We start from the raw sequence: 21,037 nt of genomic DNA, 5'->3' as shown, positions 1-21,037 counted from the left end.
CAAGCATTCACCAGGTAACCTCATCATGCTGTCGGATATCCAATCGATGCAAAGCGGCACGGCAGACCTTAAAACACTGCGTCAGCGTATTCGCGACGCCTCATCGCTTGCCGAGGAGGTCGTCGTGTGGGGGCTGATCGAAGAGGCGCGCATGGACGCGCCGACGCTCGCCAGGGCGCAGGCTCTTGCCGCGCGGCTCGCCCAGGGCGTGCGTGACGCGCGTATCAACGCGGGCGGCGTCGATCTCTTGACGCAGGAGTTCTCGCTCGACAGTCGCGAGGGCATCGCGCTGATGTGCCTCGCCGAAGCGATGCTTCGGATTCCCGACACGGAGACCCGCAACCAGCTTATCCGCGACAAGATCGTCGACGCGGACTGGAGCGCGCATATCGGCAAATCCCCGTCGCTGTTCGTCAACGCGACGGCTTGGGGTCTGCTTTTCACCGGCAAGCTCCTGAAGCAACCGGACGAGAACGCGCTCGCGGAAGCGCTGTCGCGCGTCGTTCGCAAGGGTGGGGAGGCGGTCGTGCGCGCCGGCGTCGCGTACGCGATGCGGATGCTTGGCAAGCAGTTCGTCACGGGGCAGACGATTGAAGAAGCGATCGGCGTGGCCAAGGGACGCGAGGCTGGCGGATACCGGTACACCTATGACATGCTTGGCGAAGCGGCGCTCACGGATGAGGATGCGCAGGCCTATTTCGAGTCGTACCGCCATGCCATTGAAGCGATCGGGAAGGAAGCGAAGGGCCAGGGACCCATCGACGGGCCGGGCGTTTCGGTCAAGATCTCGGGCCTGCATCCGCGATACGAGCTGGCGCAACGCGACAGGGTATTGGACGAGATGTATCCGCGACTGCTGCAACTCGCACAGATCGCGAAGCAGTACGGCATTGGCTTCCACCTTGACCAGGAGGAGTCGGCGCGATTCGACCTGACCCTGGAGATGCTGGAGCGTCTGTGCGCCGAGCCGAGTTTGAAAGGCTGGAATGGTATCGGTATTTCGTTGCAGGCGTATCAGAAGCGCGGCAGGGCGGTGGCGGACTGGATCATCGCGCTCGCTCGCGCCAACGGGCGACGGATCAATATCCGTCTCGTCAAGGGCGCTTACTGGGATACAGAAATCAAGCTCGCGCAGGATGCCGGCGCGGTGGGCTACCCGGTATTCACGCGCAAAGTGCATTCGGATGTCAGCTACATCGCGTGCGCGAAGGCTCTGCTCGATGCGCCGGACGCCATCTTCCCGCAGTTTGCATCGCATAACGCGTTCACAGTCGCGGCAGTGCATACGCTTGCCGGGGACAAGGACTACGAGTTCCAGTGTCTGCATGGCATGGGCGAGACCGTATACGACCAGGTCGTGGGCGCTGCCAAGCTGAACCGTCCGTGCCGCATCTACGCGCCCGTGGGGCCGCACGCGACGTTGCTTGCTTACCTCGTCCGCCGTCTGCTGGAGAACGGCGCGAACTCTTCGTTCGTGAACCAGATCGTCGACCCCGCCGTCAGCATTGCCGACATCGTCGAAGACCCCGTCGCAAAGGCAGCGAGAACGGGCGGTAAGCCGCATGCCGGCATTGCATCGCCACGCAATCTGTTGCCGGGCCGTGTCAACGCGGCAGCGCTGAACTTTTCCGGGGCACCGGAGTTCGAGCGAGCGGTGGCGGAAATCCGGGCGAACCGCGTGAATGCGCATTCGTTGATCGCGGGAGCAGGAGATGTCAAATCCGAATCGACTGCCGTGGTCTATAGCGCGGGCGATCTCGCCGAGGCTATTGGTAGTTTCGCAAGCTGCAAGGTAAGCAGTGTGGGAGCGGCTCTGGACGCTGCAGGTCAGGCCGCTTCCACGTGGGGCCTCAGAACGGCGGCCAGCCGCGCCGAAGTTCTGGAACGGGTTGCGAGCGATCTGGAAGCTAACGCGTCGCGAATTGGTGCACTGTTGTCGCTTGAAAATGGAGCAACGCTTTCGGAGGCTGCGGAAGAGGTCCGAACCGCCGTCAATCTGTGCCGGTTGTACGCGTTCCAGCTGACGAGTGACAGGGCCTTGTCAGACGCGCAGCCGCTGGGAACCGTCATCAGTCTCACGCCTTTCGAGTGTCCGCTCAGCTCGTTCGTCGGGCATGTATCGGCTGCCCTCGCGGCCGGCAACGCTGTTATTGCGAAGCCGTCGTCGGACGCTTCGCTGATCGCGTTCGAAGCCACCCGGGTCTTCCACGGCGCGGACGTTCCTCACGACGTGCTTCAGCTCGCGTTTGGTGATGGCGCGACGGTTGGTAAAGCGCTCATATCCGATCAACGCGCGGCCGCAGTTCTTTTCGCGGGTTCGCGTGAGGTGGCCCGTTCTATCGCCGTGCAACTCTCTGCTTCCGCGCAGCCGGCAAAATTGATCGCCACCTACGGCTCCGTCAACTCGATGATCGTCGACAGTTCGGCTCTGCCCGAGCAGGTCATCTCGGACGCTATCGTCTCCGCGTTCAGATCGGCGGGACAGGCGGCATCGTCGCTACGCATCCTGTGCTTGCAGGACTCGACGGCAGACAAGGTGCTGCGCATGCTCAACGGCATGCTCAGCGAGCGCAACACGGGCGACCCGCTGAGCGGTGCGACAGACATCGGGCCGATGGCCTCGCGCAAGGCGCGCGATGGCGCCGAGACATACATCGAGCAGCTCAAGCGTCGCGGCTTCCGGATTACCCGGGGCAAGCTGGGCGCGGGCACCGGCAATGGAAATTTCGTTGCGCCCGCGATCGCGGATATTGGCGATATCGGATCGCTTGCCGCAATCGATCCGTCGGTAACGGGACCCATCCTGCACGTCGTACGCTACGAAACCGGCAACATGGAAGCGCTCATCAAGGCGTTGAACGGATTGGGCAGTGGCGTGCAGGGCCTGCACACGCGCATCAACGAAGCGGCGGGTACGCTGCTGTCGTTGTCGGAGGCGAGCAGTATCTGCGTCAATCGGGCGATGCTGGATGCCTTCCCGGGTATGCAACCCATGGGCGGTAACGGAGCGTCGGGGACGGGCTCGATGATTGCCGGTCCGCTGACGCTGATCGGCCTCACCCGTTCGACTGCGAAAGCGTACGCAGCGGACGTGGGACCGTTCGCCCCATCGCAGGCGGCCGTGAGCGACAAGTATTTCGAGTTTCCGGTCGCTTCGGCAGAGGGCCGCTTCATTGCCCGGATGATCGCGCAGACTCAGGCACGGGCCGACTCCAGGCAACGCGTCGAGGCGATCGCCAACACATCCGCCGCACGGCGTCTCAGTGGCGACGCACAAGCGCGGCTTGCGCGGTACAAGGCGCAGCTTCTTCGCCTCGCGGATAGCTTCCGGCCTCTGAGCTTGCCGGCCCTCACAGGCGAGGAGAACACCGTCGAGCTACTGCCTCGCGGACAGGCCTTCTGTGCCGCGGACTCCGTCGAGGCGTTGCTGGTTCAGGCAACGGCCGCGTGTGCGTTAGGCAATGAAGTGCTGCTGCTGAAATCGTCGGTTGCGGATGAAATTGCAGCCGCTCTCGGTACCGGTTGCCGTGTCGTCGACGCCGCGGATGCTGCTCGGGTTCTCGATGCCGAGGTACCCGGCGTTCGCCCGCATGTGGTCCTCGCGACGGCTGACCAGCGAGGCGTGGGCAATCTGCGGCGCATGGCGGCACAGCAGATGATCGGCATCGCAGTGACGCACGACGACGGCACCTACGACTGGACGCAACTGGTTCGCGAGCGCATCACGACCGTCAATGCGAGCGCTGCGGGCGGCAACACGCAGCTAATGGTGATGAGCGAGGACGTGGTCTAGGCGGGAAGCGGGGCGGTTGCAAGCCGCCTCGCCAGATGTGCGGCCGATAGCTTATCCGGCCGCATCGCTTATCCCAGCCGTTTTCAGGCTTTGCATGCCTTTACGTCTCGTCAGTCGTGTTGTCGCTGATGGCGATGCACTGACGGACAAGCGAAGCGAGCGTCTCGCACTTGAGCCGATCAACGTGGCCGTGAGGGCGTTGAACAGGAACAGGTCAGCAGGTTCGACTACCGGCGGCGACGCTCAAATGATCCGGTATCAGGAGATTCTGCTGTGCAAGAAGCGATGTTCACTTTCGATCAAGGGCGGATTCCGCTCCTGATTTCCATTCCGCATCTGGGCACGGAGATTCCGGCCGCGATCGCGGCGCAGATGACGGACGCGGCTCGTGCTGTCGCCGATACGGACTGGCATCTCGACCGCCTTTACAGCTTTGCGAAATCGGCTGGCGCTTCCGTCCTGGGCGCCCGCTTCTCGCGCTATGTCATCGACCTCAACAGGCCGCCGGGTGGTGAAAGCCTGTACCCGGGGCAGACGACGACGGGCCTTTGTCCGACGGAAACGTTTCGCGGTGAACCGCTGTATCTGGAAGGAAAGGCGCCGGACCAGGACGAAGTGCAAAGGCGTCTCGAACGATACTGGCGGCCGTACCATGACAAGCTGCGCGCTGAACTGGAGACGATGAAGCAGCAATTCGGGCAAGCGCTGCTGTGGGAAGCCCACTCGATCGCCAGCGTTCTGCCGCGACTGTTCGAGGGCAAGCTTCCTGACCTGAACATCGGCACGAACGCCGGCGCCAGCTGTGATGCCAGCATTCTGGAAGCAATCTCATCAGAACTGGTCAACGGACAGCCGTTCACATGGGTCGCGAATGGCCGGTTCAAGGGTGGCTATATCACGCGGGCATTCGGTCAGCCGTCGAACGGTATCCACGCGGTGCAGCTCGAGATGTGCCAGTCGACCTATATGGATGAAGATGCACCGTTCGGTTATCGGCAGGATCTTGCTGAACGGACTCAACCTGTGATCGAGCGCATGATGTCCGCGGCCGCTGCCGCGACATTGAAACTCCGCGCAGCAACTTCCTGATCACAAGCAACCAGAATATGCGCCCGTCAGGGTTGAGGGCTTCGAGCACGACGGCTATCGGTTCCTGGGAGCTTTATCTCCAGACTTTAGCCATACGATACTTTCGACTCCCGCTTAAGGCTCCCGCGTAAAAAAGGCCGGTGCCGCGTACTTCATGCGGTGTCGGCCAGTTACCCAAGGAGATGGTGAAATCGTGCGGCGCTGATGTTGCCGCGTTACAGCGACTGCGTGATCTGCGGAACAGCTTCGAACAGATCGGCGACGAGGCCGTAGTCGGCAACGCCGAAAATCGGCGCTTCAGCGTCCTTGTTGACTGCGACGATGATCTTCGAATCCTTCATGCCCGCCAGATGCTGGATGGCCCCGGAAATTCCGACGGCCACATAGAGTTCCGGCGCCACGATCTTCCCCGTCTGACCGACCTGCAGATCGTTGGCCGCATAGCCCGAATCCACCGCGGCGCGCGACGCGCCGATCGCAGCACCCAGCTTTTCAGCGAGCGGATCGAGGATCGCAAAGTTCTCGGCACTGCCGAGGCCTCGTCCGCCCGATACCACGACGCGCGCAGCCGTCAGATCCGGACGGTCGCTTTTCGCGATCTCGCGACGAACGAATGTCGACAGGCCGGTGTCTGCCGCCGCCGTCACTTCGGTGATGCTGGCGCTTCCGCCTTCCGCGGGGGCTGCATCGAACGCGGTGGTGCGGATCGTCGCGACCTTCACGGTATCTCTCGTCTGCACGGTCGCGATGGCGTTGCCCGCATAGATGGGTCGCTGGAACGTGTCGGGTGCATCGATCGCGATCACATCCGAAATCTGTGACGCGTCGAGCTTCGCAGCGACGCGCGGCGCCGTGTTCTTGCCGGCCGCAGTCGCGGGAAAGAAGACGTGCGTATAGTCGCGCGCCAGTCCGACGATCTGCGCAGCGACGTTCTCGGCCAGTCCGTCGGCGAGATGAGGCGCATCGATGAAGATGACCTTCTCGACACCCGCAATCCGGGTTGCGGCTTCGGCTGCGGGACGGGCATCGCTGCCCGCGACCAGGACATGCACGCCGCCCGCAATTTTCCGTGCTGCCGACACGGTATGCAGCGTCGAGCTTTTCACCTGAGCGTTGTCGTGTTCCGCAATAACAAGCGTCGTCATTTAAATCACCTTTGCTTCGGATTTGAGTTTCTGCACCAGCGTTGCGACGTCGGGGACGATCACGCCGGCCTTGCGCGCCGCAGGCTCGACCACTTTGAGCGTCTTGAGGCGAGGGGAGGGATCGACTCCCAGGTCGGCGGGCTTCAGGGTGTCGATCGGCTTCTTCTTCGCCTTCATGATGTTGGGCAGCGTCACGTACCGCGGCTCGTTCAGACGCAGGTCCGTCGTGACGATTGCCGGAAGACGGATCGTAATCACTTCAAGCCCGCCATCCACTTCACGCGTGACGGTCGCCGAACCGTCGCCGATTTCGATGTTGCTGGCAAACGTTGCCTGAGGCCAGTCGAGCAGCGCCGCGAGCAGCTGGCCGGTCTGGCCCGCGTCGTCGTCGATCGCCTGTTTGCCGAGGATGACGAGCTGCGGCTGTTCCTTGTCGATGACGGCTTTGAGCAGCTTGGCGACCGCCAAAGGCTGCAGTTCGGCATCCGTCTCGACGAGCACACCACGGTCTGCACCGATAGCCAGAGCAGTGCGAAGCGTTTCCTGGCATTGCGGCACGCCGCACGACACGGCGACCACTTCCGTAGCCTTCCCTGCTTCCTTAAGGCGCGTCGCCGCTTCCGTGGCAATCTCGTCGAACGGATTCATCGACATTTTCACGTTGCCGATATCGACACCACTTTGATCGGCCTTCACGCGCACCTTCACGTTGTAGTCAACGACGCGCTTTACTGCAGTCAGTACCTTCATTTCATGTTCCTCAAGTTCAGACGGTCGCCCGTTCAATGATCACGAGCTGTGGGATGGGACCAAAGCCTCCATCTTTTCCGCCGACCGGGTCGGGGCTGATCCGAACCGGATGTTCCAGATGTTGAAAGACAGCAAACTGGTCTACGGCGATCCGGTGCTGTGCTGCCTCCTTCGAATCTGCGGCGTGGCATGCACGACCCGCCGCCAGCACGATGGCCGTGGCACTCGCGGGGATGGTCACGGGATCTGTGAGGGCACGCACTGTCGGCCGGCAGGTGTGCCTTCTGCACATGACGTTGAGCGCGGTCACAGGCCCGTCTATCAACGAAGCGTCCCATGCGATGCCGCCGTCATATTCGGCTACTGCGAACGGCGTAAGCCTCGTCGTCACGCTGCCCGCGCGCAACACGACCCCGTTGCCCCGCAGAATGACGGATAACCGCGTCATGCCTTCGAACGTCGAATACGGACCGTCGCGTTCGACCTCTGCAATGCTCACGCGCCAGTCGGTTCCCTCCGCAGCCAGGGTTCTCGTTACGCCCTTGCCGTTGCGCCATTTCCCGGAAGGTATTGAGGCGATATCGCGCACTTGCATCGGGGACATCGGCTGGTCCTCAGGAAACGGCGCCCAGACCATACTTGCCCGTCAACAGCTCGCCCGTTGCAAAGCGTTCGATGGAATACGGCTTGAGCGATACATCTGTCTGCATACCGAGCGCCTCCTGAGCGAGCACGCGTCCCACCGTGGGCGACAGCTTGAAGCCGTGACCCGAGAAGCCGTAGCCGACGATGAGACCTTCGATTCCGGGCAGCTTGCCGAGAACGGGGTTCCAGTCGGGCGTGACGTCGTAGACGCCCGTCCACGAGGAAGCGATGCCCGCCGTTTCGTACTCGGGGAAGCGCTCGGCGACCTGGGCGCCGACGTCGACGATGTAGTCCATCGGAATGTCGCCCTGCTCGGTGTCGGCCGCGTTCAGCTTCTCGCCGACAACGCCTTCGCTGACCAGCATCTGGCTGCCGCCGTAGCTGCGGTAGTAGAGCATGCCCGGGGATGCCAGGTCCTTGAAGACGGGCATCTTGAACGTGTACTTCGCCGCTTCGCATTCGAGCGCGAGCACGGCATGGCGCTCCGGCATGATCGGAAGCTCACGGTCGGTCCAGCCCGCAAGCTCGGGTGTCCAGATGTTCTGCGTGCTGATTACCGTGGACGTGCTGAAGTCGCCGATGCTCGTCGATACGCCGACGACCTTGCCGTTCTCGAACAGAATCTTGTTGACGTTGACGTTTTCCTTGATCGTCACGCCGCCGCGGCGTGCGGCGCGTGCAAAGCTCGTTGCGACGAGGTATGCATCCGCGAACCCGGCTTCCGGCTCATAGCCGATAAGCGCTGCGTCGTCGAACCGGGCGATTGGCATCAGTTCTCTCGCTTGTTGCTGGTTCAGCAGTTCGAGCGGAATGCCTTGCTCTTTCTGCTGATTCAGCGAGGCGCGCAGAGGCTCGAGCTTGTCACCTTCGCTCGCGACGATCATGTAGCCGCACTTCACCAGACCGCACGACGCCTCTTCATCGCCCAGGTAGGACGGGAAGTTGTTGAAGACTTCCCACGATTTTCTCGCCAGTTCGACGTTTTCCTTGACGGAGTAGTGAGTGCGCAGGATGCCGGACGACTGTGAGGTCGTTCCGGCGCCGATCAATCCGCGATCCAGTACCAGAACGTTCTTCGCCCCGAGTCTGGAGAGCTGGAAAGCCACAGAGCTGCCGATAACGCCGGCGCCAATTACAACCACATCGAAATTGTTCACGGTTTGCGTCCTTCATTGAGCAAGGTGTGAGTCAAGTGTGCGACTAGAAATAATTTCGCGCGGCAATATAAGCACGCTCTATTTTCAATTTAAGTGTCGCGAGGGCGGGTTTAGTGGAATGTTGCAGCTGCGGACGACCAGGATGTCTTACCCCAACGCAAAATCCTGGATGCTTCGACTTTGCTGGGCTTCAAGATTTGCGCAGTAGAAGAACTCGAAAACCAATGGTGCGGTTTCCGGGAACGTTCGCTGAAGAGTCGGCGTAATGGTGTCCCGGGCGATCGAAAGGGCTTCACGCGAGACGGTTTCGGCTATGGTCGGCCGTTCGGAGCGCCGGGTCAGAATGAACATGTCACGGTGACCGAGCCGCATGTTGGGCAGGGGAACCACCGTTGTGCTCCCGAGTCGGGCGCGATACCGATAGAGGCATAGCGGAGTGGTTATCGCGCAGCCGAACCCGGCGTCGACGAGGCTCAGGAGTGCTTCCGTGCTGTCGAGTTCATATCGCTTCGGCGCGTACACGCCTATCTGACGCATGAAGCGCTCAATCTGCGCTCCGATTCGCGAGCCGGTGCTGTAACGTAGAAGAGGGAGTTCGCGCACGATCCGTTCGAGCTGACGATGATCCGCGAATTTCTTCGGAGCAACTGCTACGAACTGCTCGGATAACAGGGGCCGTGCTTCGATTTCTTCTATGTTCGCCGCTGCGTCGCTGCAAATCGCCAGGTCCAGCTCACCAGCAGACAGTCTGGCATTGAGCGTGTGACTGGCGCCCGACGAAATGGACAATTCGCTGACTTGTGGACCTAACAACTGGACCAGACGCGGTCCGAAGATCGCGGCGAACGAATCGACGCAGCCAATTCGCAGGCTTCGGGCTTGATTGCCGGCAGCTGAGCGCACATGCGATGCGACTGCGTGCGCGTGTTCAAGGAGTCCCGTCGCGTTCGAGAACAGGATCTTGCCGGCAGCGTTCGGCCTGACCGGCCGACACTCCCTGTCGAATAGCGCGACCCCCTGTTCTCGCTCCAGTGATGCGATCAATTGACTGACTGCGCTCTGCGTGACACCGAGGACCTTTGCGGCCTTGGTCATGGATCGCGTTTCGCAGACTGCCACGAATGCCTGAAGTGCATGGAGGTCCACTCCAACGGTCTCAGTTCGCATATCCACCTCCATCTTGGGTGAATGGTGCCGCGAGACTGACCGGGCCGAGCTAATTCAAACGATTCTTGAGACCAGCATAAGCGGCCGTTATGTCTTGCACCTGGCAAATTCGTCTGTTCTACGATCCGCCTCCGTTGATCGTCGATACGCGATCAGAACCCAGGTGCGGGCAACGTCCCTACGGGGATGTCCTTCTCCCGATGCTCACAAGTGTTTTTGAATATGAACGCGCAAAGTCTGCTCGAACAATTCGGTCCGCGAGAAGCAATGGAATATGACGTCGTCATTGTCGGCGGCGGGCCGGCGGGCCTTGCCGCCGCGATCAGGCTCAAGCAGCGTGCCGCTGAAATCGGCGTCTGCGTACTCGAAAAGGGCTCTGAAATCGGGGCGCACATCCTCTCGGGCGCGGTGATGGACCCGCGCGCGTTGAATGAACTGATGCCGGACTGGAAGGAAAAAGGGGCACCTCTGGAGGTTGAAGTGACGGAAGACCGCTTCCTGTTCCTCTCCGAAACGGGCGCCAGGGCCGTGCCGAACTGGGCGCTCCCCGACAACTTCAAGAATCACGGCAACTACGTGATCAGCCTCGCGAACGTGACGCGCTGGCTGGGTCAGCAGGCCGAAGCGCTGGGCGTCGAGATCTTCCCGGGCTTTGCAGCGGCGGAAGTGCTGTACAACGACGACGGCTCCGTCAAGGGCGTGGCAACGGGCAACCTGGGCATCGGCAAGGACGGCGAGCCGACGGAAAACTTCCAGCTCGGCATGGAACTGCACGCGAAGTACACGCTGTTCTGCGAGGGCGCGCGCGGGCATCTCGCGCGTCAACTGTCGGACAAATTCAAACTGCGTGACGGCGCCGATCCGCAGGTGTACGGCATCGGCATCAAGGAACTGTGGGAAATCGATCCCGCGAAGCACAAGCCGGGGCTGGTGATCCACACCGCCGGCTGGCCGCTCGATACGCAGACGTACGGCGGCTCGTTCCTCTATCACATCGACAACAACCAGGTGATGGTGGGCTTTGTCGTCGGTCTCGGCTATTCGAATCCATACCTGTCGCCGTTCGAGGAATTCCAGCGCTACAAGACGCATCCGGAAATCCGCAAGTTTCTCGAAGGCGGCAAGCGCGTGTCGTACGGTGCGCGCGCGATCACGGCAGGCGGGCTGATGTCGCTGCCGAAGCTCGTGTTTCCGGGCGGCGCGCTGGTCGGCGACGACGCGGGCTTTCTGAACGCCTCGCGGATCAAGGGCTCGCACGCGGCGATCAAGACGGGCATGCTCGCCGCCGATGCCGCATTCGATGCGGTTCAATCCGGCCGTCAGTCGGATGAACTGGCCGCCTATCCCGAGTCGTTCAAGACCTCGTGGCTGCACACCGAGTTGCACAAAGCACGCAACTTCAAGCAGTGGATGAGCAAGGGCCTGTACCTCGGCACGCTGATGGTCGGCATCGAACAGAAGCTGCTGGGCGGCAACGTGCCGTGGACGCTGCATCACCAGCACTGGGATCACGAGATGCTGAAGCCGGCGTCGCAGTGCAAGCCGATCGACTATCCGAAACCTGATGGCAAGCTCACATTCGACCGGCTGTCGTCGGTGTTCATCTCGAACACGAATCACGAAGAGAACCAGCCCGCGCATCTGACGCTGAAAGACCCGTCGGTGCCTATCAAGGTGAATCTGCAAACCTACGCAGGTCCGGAAGCGCGCTTCTGCCCGGCAGGTGTCTACGAATTCGTGAAAGACGAAGCAAACGGAGACCGCCTGCAAATCAATGCGCAGAACTGCGTGCATTGCAAGACGTGCGACATCAAGGACCCGACGCAGAACATCGTGTGGGTCACGCCAGAGGGAGGTGGCGGCCCTAACTACCCCAACATGTAGACGGCGCGCGAACTGTACGCGTTTAACTGAGGGGAGCTGACGTCGCTGCTTTGGACATGTTCATCTTCCAGATCTGTCTGGTCGCGTCGTCGATCATCCCGTGGAAGATGCCGATGACCTCGCTGAGCGTTACGCTCGCCGCAACGCGATGCTCGATCCAGAGCCCATGAACGAGCGCAAGCGCTTGAATGGCATGGATTCGTGCCATCGTGTGATCGCACCCGGCCTGCCGCAGATCGAAGATGAAGTTGGATCGCAAGCGCTTCGAAAATGCAGCGCAAAGTCGCTGTACTTCCGGATCGTGAGCTGACGAACTCCACATGTGGGGCCAAACGTTGGCCGCACCTGGGCTCATCACCTCATCGCTGAAGCACATGTCCGCCGTAAACTTCATCCGCTCGACGGGATCTTCGATGCCCCGCCGGCCGCTCGTCAACTGATCGCGCACCCTGCGAATCATATGTTCGAACGTTTTGTAGACGAGGCTCTTCTTGTTTTCAAAGTGATGGTGAACAAGACCGACCGACACGCTTGCATGTTCGCTGACCCGTCGGATTGTCAAGTTCTCGAGACCGACATCACCGACGACCGCCAGCGTCGCATCGATAAGCCTCAGCCGCATTCCCTCATAGGGACCCGGACCTTCCCTCCGGTCATCCTTCGCAGCGGCTGACGTCGTCGTTGTTTGCATGGCTCCCTCGTCTGTTCTGTGCATCCGCCGTCCAGGCGAACCGCGTAAGTGCGCCAGTTTACCCTGAACGTCCATTGAAGCCTGATTCGCCCAATCCGTCGTGAAGCGTTGGCGGCTCGCTTCGCGGACTGGTTTACCTTGGCTATTAAGCTGAACGAGCGTTCATCGTCTCGGAGTGTTTCCGAAGCACTGCCATTGAACGATCGTTCATAGTATTGACCGTTGGAGCGTAGGTGAATACCCGTGTTTCCGCCGAAAACGGGCGTTTATAGGGGAAATAAGTTTGAAAAATTATTTTTGACGTCCAAAAATCGCGTATATAGTGAACGGCAAGTCAGTGAGATTGAACGTATGTTCAGCGTAAGGCTGCCTAATGCTAGTGATTTGACGGCGTTTGGGCTGGTCGATGGTTCAGCTTTTGGCGCCGCGGTCGCTCATCGATTGCGTAGTGCGTAGTCGAAGCTCACCGACACTTAACGTCAAAATGTTTGCAGGTTCGGGGCAGAGTGGCGCCGAACTTGCAAAGTCCGCCGATGCGCAGTGCCACGGGACACAACGTAATAAGTAGTAGACCTCATTAGTCATCGAGGGCAGAAAGAGAGTCCGGCTTGAGCGGTTGATCAGACAAACGGCAGCGGCAAAGTATGCCCATCGTCGTGATGCCTGGTTATTTCTGCTTCGCGATACGACGAGGTAATAGTTGAAGTTGGCAGGTCACATCAGGAGTGTTTTTCTTTTTAACCGAGACGATTGGCTTCACCGTGCCACTAGACGTCAATAGGAAGGACAAGAGCATGAAACTGGAAATCAAGCATTCAGCGAAGGTTGCGTTGCTGGTCGCGACGGCGGCTGTGAGTGTCACTGCTAGCGCGGCTGATATCGTATTTGCGAGCTGGGGCGGCTCTTACCAGGACGCCCAGATCGCAACCGCAGTGAAGCCATTTGCGGCAAAGGCTGGCACTAATGTGAAGAGTGACGTCTACAACGGCGGCATCGCGCAGATTCGCAGCCAGGTTCAAACCAACAACGTGACCTGGGACGTAGTCGACATCCAGATGGCCGATGCTATCCGGGCGTGCGATGAAGGCCTGCTGGAAAAGGTCAATGTCGCCGCGCTGCCGGCCGCCAAAAACGGAACGCCCGCAAAATCGGATTTCCTGCCCGGCGGTGTCACGGACTGCATGGTCGGCAACGTAGCGTGGTCGACTGTCATTACCTATAACAAGGAAGCCTTCAAGAACGGCGAGCCGAAGACCGTTGCGGACTTTTTCGATCTGAAGAAATTTCCCGGCAAGCGGGGCCTGCGGAAATCACCCGAAGCGGCTCTTGAATGGGCGCTGCTCGCTGATGGCGTAAAGCCGGCTGACGTGTACAAGGTGCTGGCTACACCGGCGGGCGTCACCCGCGCGTTCAAGAAACTGGATACGATCAAGTCCTCGATCGTCTGGTGGGAAGCGGGTGCTCAGCCGCCTCAGCTCCTGGCCGACCGCGAGGTCTCGATGACGAGCGCTTACTGCAACCGCATCTGGACCGCCATTGCTCAGGACAAGAAGCCGTTCGGATTCGTGTGGGATGGGGAAGTGAAAAACATCGAGGGCCTCGCGGTCGTGAAAGGTACCAGGAACCTGAAGGTCGCCCAGGACTTCCTTAACTTCTCGACATCGACGGAACAGCTCGCGAAGCTTGGTTCTGCGACTGCATTGGGACCGATGCGCAAATCGTCGATCTCGATGGTCGATCCTTCAGTCAGTCCGTATCTGCCGACCAACCCGGCAAACGAGAAGACAGCAGTCGACGTCGACGTAGCCTTCTGGGCTGACCATTCCGACGACCTGAATCAGAAGTTCGCAGTGTGGCTCGGCACCAGGTAACTGGTCACGCGGGAGGGCACGCTCACGGCAGAGAGGTCGTCCCCCGTTTGCGGTGAGTGCAGTTGAGCATGGCGCCTTTCTGTTCCCGGGTGCGGGGAGCGTCGCAGACAGTTCTGCGGCGCTCTTTGCGTTCTACTGCCGTTGTCAAGGTTTCGCGTGCGGCGCCAATGCTTCCGTCGTGTGTGACAGTTCAGACAAGAAGGCACCACAACGCGAGAAATGGCGACGTACGAGAGCGCATCGCGTGCAGCAGGTTTGGCGTGTTGTAGATGCCGCCGCCTGGACCCGGATCGATCCATTCGCCATCGCCCTGCCGGAACTCGCCGGGACTCAGCAGTACGTACGCCTCCTGTGGCGGGTGGCTGTGATCGGGATAGCGGGTGTTGGGAAGCATGATCGTGATGCCAAGCTGAACGTCGCTTCGGCTTTCGGCTCCGCCAGGTCCGCAAACGAAGCCATTCGCGTGTCGTTCGACGTAGCCTTGACTACCGTTGATGCCGGAGGTTCTTCGGCGCCACCCGAGAAGTGGCTCAACCGACTTGAGCGCCTTGGCAATGTCACTGAACCTCGCATCTGCAGAAAGCGTCATTAGCGATGCGTCGAGCCATTCACAGGCCGGATAGCGTGTACCCAATCTCTGTCCATCGTCCGACGGGACCTCTAGTCTTGCGAATACCGCTTCGGCCATCTTGCGGGCCTCGACGGAAAGTCGATCTGATGCAAAGTGCTTTCGGGCGATATGGATGAATTCGTTCACAACGTCGGGGCGGGTCGTCATGATTACCTCGCGATTGAATGCAGTGCAATAGCCAAAGGGTAAATGTGGCGAGTCCGATGATGATCCGCAGCATCGGCTCTGCCCGTTACCTAAGCGGCGCTTATGATCAGTACAACACGGGCCAAATCAGGCGGAGCGCCTGTTCGACCGGAGTATGTTGACTGTTGGGTTGGTGGGGGACACGTGATCCGGAGTTCCCGATCAGGCGCGCCTCGGAACGCTGCAGTGCCGGGATATGACCAGAATGGGTCCGGTGAGTATCCGGCAAGACTGACGAGCGACGGCGCTTCCACTGCACGCGGCGGCACCTCGCGCGATGTGGAGCGACATCATTATTTGGCAACGATGTACGAAACGGGAAGATCATGACTTTCAAACGCACTTTCCACGCCGTCGAGACTCACTCCGGTGAGCCGATGCGCGTGATTACGGGCGGTGTTCCGCACATTCCGGGCAACACCGTCTATGAGCAGATGAAGTGGCTCGAAGAAAACGATGACCAGATCCGCATGCTGATGCTGCGGGAACCGCGCGGCTATCCGCCGCTGTGCTGCAACCTGGTGGTGCCGGCGAAACATCCGGATGCAGCGGCGGGCTACATCATCATGGAGCAGGTCGAGTATCCGGTGATGAGCGGCGGCAACACGATCTCGGTTGCAACTGTGCTTCTGGAAACCGGCATGATTCCGATGCAGGAGCCCTTCACGGAGTTTCAGCTGGAAGCGCCGGCAGGGTTGATCGGTATCAGGGCAGAGTGCAGCAACGGAAAGGTCACGTCGGTTACGTTCCGGAATGTGCCGGCATTTGCGGCCCACATCGAGAAGGTCATCGACGTGCCGCATCTCGGCAAGGTCACGGTGGATGTGGGCTGGGGCGGCATGTTCTATGTCATCGCCGATGTGCGGCAGTTCAAGGGCCTCGAGCTTAAGCCGGCGCATGGTCGTGAAATCACCAGGGTCTCCGCGCTGATCCTGAAGGCGGCCCAGGAGCAGTTGCCCGTCGCGCATCCGCACTATCCTGGATACGGCATCACGATCGCGCAACTGTCCGGCCCGACCGACAATCCGAACGCGGACTGGAAGAACGCTGTCACGGTTGCAAGCGGGGAGATCGACTTTGATAACCCGGCAACATGGACGGGCGCTATCGACCGCTGCCCTTGCGGAACGGGCACATCGGCGAAGATGGCCACGCTTCATGCGAAGGGTCAGCTGGATCTGAACCAGCCTTTCCGGCATGAGGGCGTGTTGGGAACGGTATTCACGGGCAACCTCATCGAGCAAACCAACATCGGTGACATCAAGGCCGTCGTGCCAACGATCTCTGGCCGTTCGTGGATCTATGGCTACAACACCTATGTGCTTGACCCTGATGATCCGTTCGTCAACGGCTTCACGCTGGGCGACATCTGGGCCTGACGCACCGCGGTCATGATGGACCGTCTATTGGTCTATTGGAGGGCGTCCGCATGCATGTGGGCGATACGAGTGCAGTGAAACGGCTCGGCTCGTCCACCGCTTGCATTTGGGTAATTGAGACTATGAGATATGAAAGTGAAGTAGCGCGGCAAATAGCGTACGAGGCGATCGCGACGGCCGGCGCAAATGAGGCGATCGCTCATTCGCTCACCGAGGCTGTGATATCGGCCGAGCTTGCCGGCAGTAAGGCAGTTGGCTTTGCGCACCTTCCGGACTATCTGGACGGTTTTGTGAAGGGCAGAATTGCTGTGAACGCCGAGCCGCAGGTCACGTTTCCGGCCCAGGCGGCCGTGCGGGTTGACGCGCAGCGTGGAATCGCACAGCTCGCATACGATCGCGTCTTCGATGAGGTCGTCGAAAGGGCGAAGACATACGGCGTCGTCGCGCTCGCCATTTCCAACAGCTTCACAGTCGGTGAGCTTGGCTACTACACGCGGCGGCTTGCGGAAGCAGGTCTTGTTGCGTTGGGTACGTGCAATGCAACAGCACAGATGACCACGCTCGAAAGCGGAAAGGCTATCTACGGCACCAATCCCGTGTCTTTCGCTGCGCCAGTGGCGAACGGTCGGCATCTCGTCATCGACCAGGCGTCGAGTGCCACTGCGTTCGTCAATGTTCGAAGGGCCGCCGAAGCCGGAGAGACCTTACCTGAGGGCTGGGCGGTAGACGAACAGGGCGAGCCCACCACCGACGCGACAGCGGCCGTCAAGGGGCTGTTGCTGGCATTTGGTGGCGCCCGGGGAGCCAACATCGCGATGATGATGGAGATTCTCGCGGCGGGCATGACCGGGGCCAACTGGTCAATGGACGCGCCTCATTACGCAGAAGGGAGCGAGACGCCCGGAGTCGGGCTCTTTCTCGTGGCCTTGAAGGCCGACGTCTTTGCGGAAGGCTTCGAAGCCCGCGTCGCCGCGCAGATCGACAGACTGGCGCAAGCGGGTGTCCGCATTCCAGGTAGCCACATCAAGGTGCGCGAGATCGATGTCCCGGACGACGTCATGGAGAGGGTGCGTTCGTTTGGACGCGCCATCAGGTAGATGACGCAGACCTGGTAGCGAGTGTGCCGCGACCGGCTGGCGTCAGGTGCTGTTCGACCTGACGCCAGCAGGCGGTCAGATGCCTTGTTCCTTCAGTTTCGCGTCATACCACCGGCAGAACTGGTCGAGCGCCGCCTCCGTGTAGTTCGAGTAGGGTCCTGGGACGTAAGCAGGGTCCTGGGTGCCACTGTGCGTGCCTTGCACGAGGTCGGCATCCTGCTGGTTGGTCGCCAGCCACACTTCAGTGAGGGTCTTAACGTCGTAATCGACGCCCTCCACGGCGTCTTCGTGAACGAGCCATTTCGTGCGAACGAGCGTCTTGTCCGGTGCGATCGGAAGAATGAAAGCGACAATCGAATGGTCACTCATCACATGGGTCCACGAATTGTGGCCCCACATATGAACGTCACCGAGATCGCGGCGCGTGAGGTCTCCCATCAGCTTGGTGCTCGCCACCTTGGTACTCATGGTTTGCGATTCGTTGCTTCCGGCGATCACGAGGCGCTGAGTGCGGAAGTTCGTATGAACGCTTTCGTCGAGCGACTCGAAGACCGAGCAGACATAACCTTCGCTTTCCCAGTTCTCCTTGTTTGCCGCGTTGCGCGCCACGTAGGCGTGATACGAAGCGATCTCTTCCTCCCCGAGACCGTCCGGACAGAAGCCGAAATCTTCAGGCAGGAACGAGTTGGTCAACTCCGGGTGAGTTCCTTCGCAGTGGTAGCACTCGCGATTGTTTTCCATCACCAGCTTCCAGTTGCCATTCTCGATGAGCTCGGACTCGAAAGCGATCTTCGTGCGCTGCATCTGATGCGGCGCGAAGCGGGGCGTCATGACTTCTTCGAGCTTCGCGATGTCGGCGGGGGGATCGTCGGACAGACACACGAAGATATGCGCGCCGACCACCTTCGTGTGAACCGGGATCAGGCTCCGACATTTCGCGTCGAAGTCCTTGCCCATGTGCGAGGTGTGCTTAAGGCTGCCATCGAGGTCGTAGGTCCACTGGTGATAAGGACAGACCAGCATGCCGACGCTCGTCTTGCCGGGCTCCTTCATGATGCGCGATCCGCGATGACGGCAGACGTTCCGGTACGTACGGATGTTCTCGTCGTCGTCGCGAACGATCATGATCGATGCCTTGCCGATCTCGACGGTCGACACGTCACCGGGCTCGGGTACGTCGGCTGTTACGCCGACGAGAATCCAGAGCTTGTTGAAGAAAACATCAAGATCGTTTTCGAAGACGTCTTGACGGCTGAAAATTTCGCCGGGGAATCCGCAGCCGGGCACCCGGCTGTCCAGCAGTTCACGATGGGTTTTGACGGGGATGACAGACACGTTTTTGCTCCAATCACGTTGTATTTCAGCGGGACGTAGGCATAAAGCCTCAATGCCAGTATTGAAGTGCCAATCTGGAGCGTCAACGGCCTTTATTGTGCTGCCGGTATTACTCTATGTTATGCGAAGCTTTACGCTCCCAAGGCGGCGGGCATGCGCGATCGGCGGCGGCTTCACCATCGCCGGAATGCCCGCGCGCCGATCGGGGCGCGAGGCGCGAGAACCGCTCTCGCGGTTTGGGGAACCGGCGCCGGTTGGCTCAATTCGCTGTGGGGAAAACCCTGGCACTCTCGCGAGATGTGCGAGGTTTGCGCTTCATTATTCAAGCAGAGACAGTCAGAGATGAAAATTACAAGAGGTCCAAAGGGATACCGACGGATCATTCCGTCAATGACCGCACTTGTCGAATTCGAGGCAGTTGCGCGTCTCTCGAGCTTCACGAACGCGGCAGCGGAACTCGGCGTGAGTCAAGCCGCAGTGAGCCGGCAGGTCAGGTTCCTTGAAGAGACGCTCGACGTAAAGCTCTTCCACCGGTTGCATCGGTCGATATCGCTCACCGTCGAGGGCGAATCGCTTTACCTCGTCGTCGCCGAGTCGATGCAGAAGATCGCGGGTGTCTTCGATCGTCTGTCTACGGGGATCGAGCAGCAGGAACTGGTTCTTGCGTCCACGGCCGCCTTCTCTCAGCTTCGACTTCTGCCGCGCCTGGCAAATCTGAAGAAGCTACAGCCGCGGTTGAAGCTGCGGTTGACGACCCAGATGTTCACGGCTGATCTGCGGCACAACGAGGTGGATGTGGCCGTCAGGTTCGGTGATGGCACGTGGCGAGACGGTTCGTCGACGTTGCTCTTCGATGAAGAGGTCTTCCCCGTGTGTTCGCCGCGTTGGCTGCGGGAAAACGCGGTGCCTCAGTCCCTTGAAGAGCTGGCACAACTTCCACTGGTCGAATCAGATTCCACATCCGAGGGATGGATGGGATGGGATGAGTGGTTCGCGTCTGTGGGACACCGTCCGCCAAAGCTCAACTATGCGCTCCGGTGCAGCATTTACACCGACGCCGTGCAGGCAGCCCGGTACGGCCAGGGCATTGCGCTCGGCTGGGGGCGGCTGGTCCACGATCTCCTGGTATCAGGCGAGTTGGTGAGGCTGGAGACTGCTACCTGCAAGATGCGGGACGGGTATTACATCGTGGTGCCACACGGCAGATCGATCACTTCATCCATCACTGGACTCATCGAATGGTTGAACGAAGATCCGTCTGCGATCTGACGCGTTATGCGTGACACTGAACAACCACGCAAGTACGGCACAACTGCAATAACTTGAAGTAATGCGAGGGAAAAAAATTGAGTGCGCTCTAACTAAACGATCACTATGATGTGCATGCGCCGGGTTGCCTGGACAGACCAGCGCCTGGAAATTTTGGCCGCTAATGGAATTAGGCGGACGTCTACTCGAGGAAAACGATGAAAGGCTATTGGCTCATTTTAGGCGAAGATGTTAAAGATCCCGATGCGCAGAAGCGATATGGCGAGCTGTGGGCACCCATCGCCGCAAAGTACGATGCGAAGGTTAGGGTCCTTGATACGCATGCCGTGCTTAAAGAGACTCGAACGACCACGAGAGTGGTCATTGTCGAGTTTCCATCCTATGAACAGGCGAGGGCGTGCTACGCCGACTCGGCCTATCAGGAGGCGGCGAAATTTGCATTACAGGCGTCGAAACGGGAGTTGCTGGTTCTGCAGGGCGAGTTGAGCTAGATGAGTTTGCATCATGACGGCTGCGCCTTCGTCGGCATCGTGTCGCGACGAAGGCGCATGCACTGCAGATGCAACATGGCGGTTAAATTACCGTGTCGCGAGCGAGATGTGATAGCTTGGATCGCACGTCCTTCCACTCTTCGGCGTCGGGTAAGGCGGAATGCCGGGTCGTGATAACTGGCCACTCTTTGGCGAGCGAAGCGTTGAGTGCGATGAAAGCGTGCTGCTCGCCTCCCACGATCTCCTCGGCCGGCGCGATGGCATCGACCGGGCACTCGGGGGCGCAGACGCCGCAATCGATGCATTCGTCCGGATCGATGACGAGAAAGTTCGGACCTTCTCGGAAGCAGTCGGTGGGACAGACCTCGACACAGTCTGTATAGCGGCACTGGATGCAGCTCTCGGTTACAACGTACGTCATTTCTCCTCCGGGGCGTGAAATGAATCGGACTGTGGC

General features: G+C 60.1%; 17 protein-coding genes. 8 read left to right on the top strand and 9 right to left on the bottom strand.

Features of this window, described 5'->3' with window-relative positions; translation table 11 throughout:
- Positions 1–25: 25 nt before the first annotated feature.
- Together putA and hutG are read left to right on the top strand one after the other, a co-directional pair.
- The gene (gene putA / locus AB4Y32_RS18745) at positions 26–3,793 is read left to right on the top strand and encodes a bifunctional proline dehydrogenase/L-glutamate gamma-semialdehyde dehydrogenase PutA (protein WP_368722764.1); all 3,768 of its coding nucleotides are present in this window, start codon (positions 26–28) and stop codon (positions 3,791–3,793) included.
- A 285-nt stretch (positions 3,794–4,078) separates the two neighbouring features.
- Positions 4,079–4,882 (top strand): N-formylglutamate deformylase, encoded by an 804-nt coding sequence (hutG, locus tag AB4Y32_RS18740; protein WP_368722763.1) that lies wholly within the window; start codon positions 4,079–4,081, stop codon positions 4,880–4,882.
- 215 nt (positions 4,883–5,097) lie between these two features.
- Here hutG and AB4Y32_RS18735 read toward each other — a convergent pair whose 3' ends face one another.
- From AB4Y32_RS18735 to AB4Y32_RS18715, 5 genes are all read right to left on the bottom strand, one after another.
- Complete coding sequence (locus AB4Y32_RS18735; protein WP_368722762.1) at positions 5,098–6,027, bottom strand: electron transfer flavoprotein subunit alpha/FixB family protein; 930 nt, start codon at positions 6,025–6,027, stop codon at positions 5,098–5,100.
- A complete protein-coding gene (locus AB4Y32_RS18730) occupies positions 6,028–6,777 on the bottom strand; it encodes an electron transfer flavoprotein subunit beta/FixA family protein (RefSeq protein WP_368722761.1) in 750 nt (249 codons plus the stop codon).
- A 16-nt stretch (positions 6,778–6,793) separates the two neighbouring features.
- Positions 6,794–7,381 carry a HutD family protein gene (locus AB4Y32_RS18725; RefSeq protein ID WP_368722760.1) on the bottom strand — a complete coding sequence of 196 codons (588 nt, stop codon included), beginning with the start codon at positions 7,379–7,381 and terminating at the stop codon, positions 6,794–6,796.
- A 10-nt stretch (positions 7,382–7,391) separates the two neighbouring features.
- Positions 7,392–8,579: an NAD(P)/FAD-dependent oxidoreductase gene (locus tag AB4Y32_RS18720; protein WP_368722759.1), complete on the bottom strand. Its 1,188-nt coding sequence runs from the start codon at positions 8,577–8,579 to the stop codon at positions 7,392–7,394.
- A gap of 147 nt (positions 8,580–8,726) precedes the next feature.
- Positions 8,727–9,746 carry a LysR family transcriptional regulator gene (locus tag AB4Y32_RS18715; RefSeq protein ID WP_368722758.1) on the bottom strand — a complete coding sequence of 340 codons (1,020 nt, stop codon included), beginning with the start codon at positions 9,744–9,746 and terminating at the stop codon, positions 8,727–8,729.
- A gap of 222 nt (positions 9,747–9,968) precedes the next feature.
- Between AB4Y32_RS18715 and AB4Y32_RS18710 the strand changes: the two genes are divergently transcribed.
- A complete protein-coding gene (locus tag AB4Y32_RS18710) occupies positions 9,969–11,630 on the top strand; it encodes an electron transfer flavoprotein-ubiquinone oxidoreductase (protein ID WP_368722757.1) in 1,662 nt (553 codons plus the stop codon).
- A 22-nt stretch (positions 11,631–11,652) separates the two neighbouring features.
- Here the strand turns inward: AB4Y32_RS18710 and betI are convergent, their stop codons facing one another.
- The gene (gene betI / locus AB4Y32_RS18705; RefSeq protein ID WP_368722756.1) at positions 11,653–12,321 is read right to left on the bottom strand and encodes a transcriptional regulator BetI; all 669 of its coding nucleotides are present in this window, start codon (positions 12,319–12,321) and stop codon (positions 11,653–11,655) included.
- 794 nt (positions 12,322–13,115) lie between these two features.
- Here betI and AB4Y32_RS18700 point away from each other — a divergent pair.
- Positions 13,116–14,192, top strand: coding sequence for an ABC transporter substrate-binding protein (locus tag AB4Y32_RS18700; RefSeq protein WP_368722755.1), 1,077 nt, complete (start codon positions 13,116–13,118; stop codon positions 14,190–14,192).
- Between the two features lie 190 nt (positions 14,193–14,382).
- Here AB4Y32_RS18700 and AB4Y32_RS18695 read toward each other — a convergent pair whose 3' ends face one another.
- Positions 14,383–14,970, bottom strand: a complete 588-nt coding sequence (locus AB4Y32_RS18695; RefSeq protein WP_368722754.1) for a dimethylsulfonioproprionate lyase family protein — start codon at positions 14,968–14,970, stop codon at positions 14,383–14,385.
- A 365-nt stretch (positions 14,971–15,335) separates the two neighbouring features.
- Here AB4Y32_RS18695 and AB4Y32_RS18690 point away from each other — a divergent pair, with 365 nt between their 5' ends.
- Both AB4Y32_RS18690 and AB4Y32_RS18685 read left to right on the top strand, forming a co-directional pair.
- Positions 15,336–16,388 carry a proline racemase family protein gene (locus AB4Y32_RS18690; protein WP_368722753.1) on the top strand — a complete coding sequence of 351 codons (1,053 nt, stop codon included), beginning with the start codon at positions 15,336–15,338 and terminating at the stop codon, positions 16,386–16,388.
- Positions 16,389–16,438: 50 nt separating this feature from the next.
- Positions 16,439–17,485, top strand: a complete 1,047-nt coding sequence (locus AB4Y32_RS18685) for an Ldh family oxidoreductase (RefSeq protein ID WP_368722752.1) — start codon at positions 16,439–16,441, stop codon at positions 17,483–17,485.
- A 75-nt stretch (positions 17,486–17,560) separates the two neighbouring features.
- Here the strand turns inward: AB4Y32_RS18685 and AB4Y32_RS18680 are convergent, their stop codons facing one another.
- Positions 17,561–18,820: an aromatic ring-hydroxylating oxygenase subunit alpha gene (locus tag AB4Y32_RS18680; RefSeq protein WP_368722751.1), complete on the bottom strand. Its 1,260-nt coding sequence runs from the start codon at positions 18,818–18,820 to the stop codon at positions 17,561–17,563.
- A gap of 390 nt (positions 18,821–19,210) precedes the next feature.
- Here AB4Y32_RS18680 and AB4Y32_RS18675 point away from each other — a divergent pair, with 390 nt between their 5' ends.
- Complete coding sequence (locus AB4Y32_RS18675; RefSeq protein ID WP_368722750.1) at positions 19,211–20,089, top strand: LysR substrate-binding domain-containing protein; 879 nt, start codon at positions 19,211–19,213, stop codon at positions 20,087–20,089.
- 197 nt (positions 20,090–20,286) lie between these two features.
- Entirely contained in the window at positions 20,287–20,580 is a 294-nt protein-coding gene (locus AB4Y32_RS18670) for a DUF1330 domain-containing protein (RefSeq protein WP_368722749.1), read from the top strand.
- Between the two features lie 82 nt (positions 20,581–20,662).
- Here AB4Y32_RS18670 and fdxA read toward each other — a convergent pair whose 3' ends face one another.
- Complete coding sequence (gene fdxA, locus AB4Y32_RS18665; protein ID WP_368722748.1) at positions 20,663–21,001, bottom strand: ferredoxin FdxA; 339 nt, start codon at positions 20,999–21,001, stop codon at positions 20,663–20,665.
- Positions 21,002–21,037: the final 36 nt, after the last annotated feature.

The organism is Paraburkholderia phymatum, from assembly GCF_040965635.1.
Taxonomy (GTDB): Bacteria; Pseudomonadota; Gammaproteobacteria; order Burkholderiales; family Burkholderiaceae; genus Paraburkholderia; species Paraburkholderia phymatum_B.
This window is presented reverse-complemented; position numbering and strand designations above follow the sequence as displayed.

Bases quoted from the DNA above. Each gene is read 5' to 3' on its own strand.
- AB4Y32_RS18710 (WP_368722757.1), top strand. From the start codon at position 9,969: ATGAACGCGCAAAGTCTGCTCGAACAATTCGGTCCGCGAGAAGCAATG.
- AB4Y32_RS18675 (WP_368722750.1), top strand. From the start codon at position 19,211: ATGACCGCACTTGTCGAATTCGAGGCAGTTGCGCGTCTCTCGAGCTTC.
- AB4Y32_RS18715 (WP_368722758.1), bottom strand. From the start codon at position 9,746: ATGCGAACTGAGACCGTTGGAGTGGACCTCCATGCACTTCAGGCATTC.
- AB4Y32_RS18725 (WP_368722760.1), bottom strand. From the start codon at position 7,381: ATGTCCCCGATGCAAGTGCGCGATATCGCCTCAATACCTTCCGGGAAA.
- fdxA (WP_368722748.1), bottom strand. From the start codon at position 21,001: ATGACGTACGTTGTAACCGAGAGCTGCATCCAGTGCCGCTATACAGAC.
- hutG (WP_368722763.1), top strand. From the start codon at position 4,079: ATGTTCACTTTCGATCAAGGGCGGATTCCGCTCCTGATTTCCATTCCG.
- AB4Y32_RS18690 (WP_368722753.1), top strand. From the start codon at position 15,336: ATGACTTTCAAACGCACTTTCCACGCCGTCGAGACTCACTCCGGTGAG.
- AB4Y32_RS18700 (WP_368722755.1), top strand. From the start codon at position 13,116: ATGAAACTGGAAATCAAGCATTCAGCGAAGGTTGCGTTGCTGGTCGCG.
- betI (WP_368722756.1), bottom strand. From the start codon at position 12,321: ATGCAAACAACGACGACGTCAGCCGCTGCGAAGGATGACCGGAGGGAA.
- putA (WP_368722764.1), top strand. From the start codon at position 26: ATGCTGTCGGATATCCAATCGATGCAAAGCGGCACGGCAGACCTTAAA.
- AB4Y32_RS18735 (WP_368722762.1), bottom strand. From the start codon at position 6,027: ATGACGACGCTTGTTATTGCGGAACACGACAACGCTCAGGTGAAAAGC.
- AB4Y32_RS18695 (WP_368722754.1), bottom strand. From the start codon at position 14,970: ATGACGACCCGCCCCGACGTTGTGAACGAATTCATCCATATCGCCCGA.
- AB4Y32_RS18670 (WP_368722749.1), top strand. From the start codon at position 20,287: ATGAAAGGCTATTGGCTCATTTTAGGCGAAGATGTTAAAGATCCCGAT.
- AB4Y32_RS18730 (WP_368722761.1), bottom strand. From the start codon at position 6,777: ATGAAGGTACTGACTGCAGTAAAGCGCGTCGTTGACTACAACGTGAAG.
- AB4Y32_RS18685 (WP_368722752.1), top strand. From the start codon at position 16,439: ATGCATGTGGGCGATACGAGTGCAGTGAAACGGCTCGGCTCGTCCACC.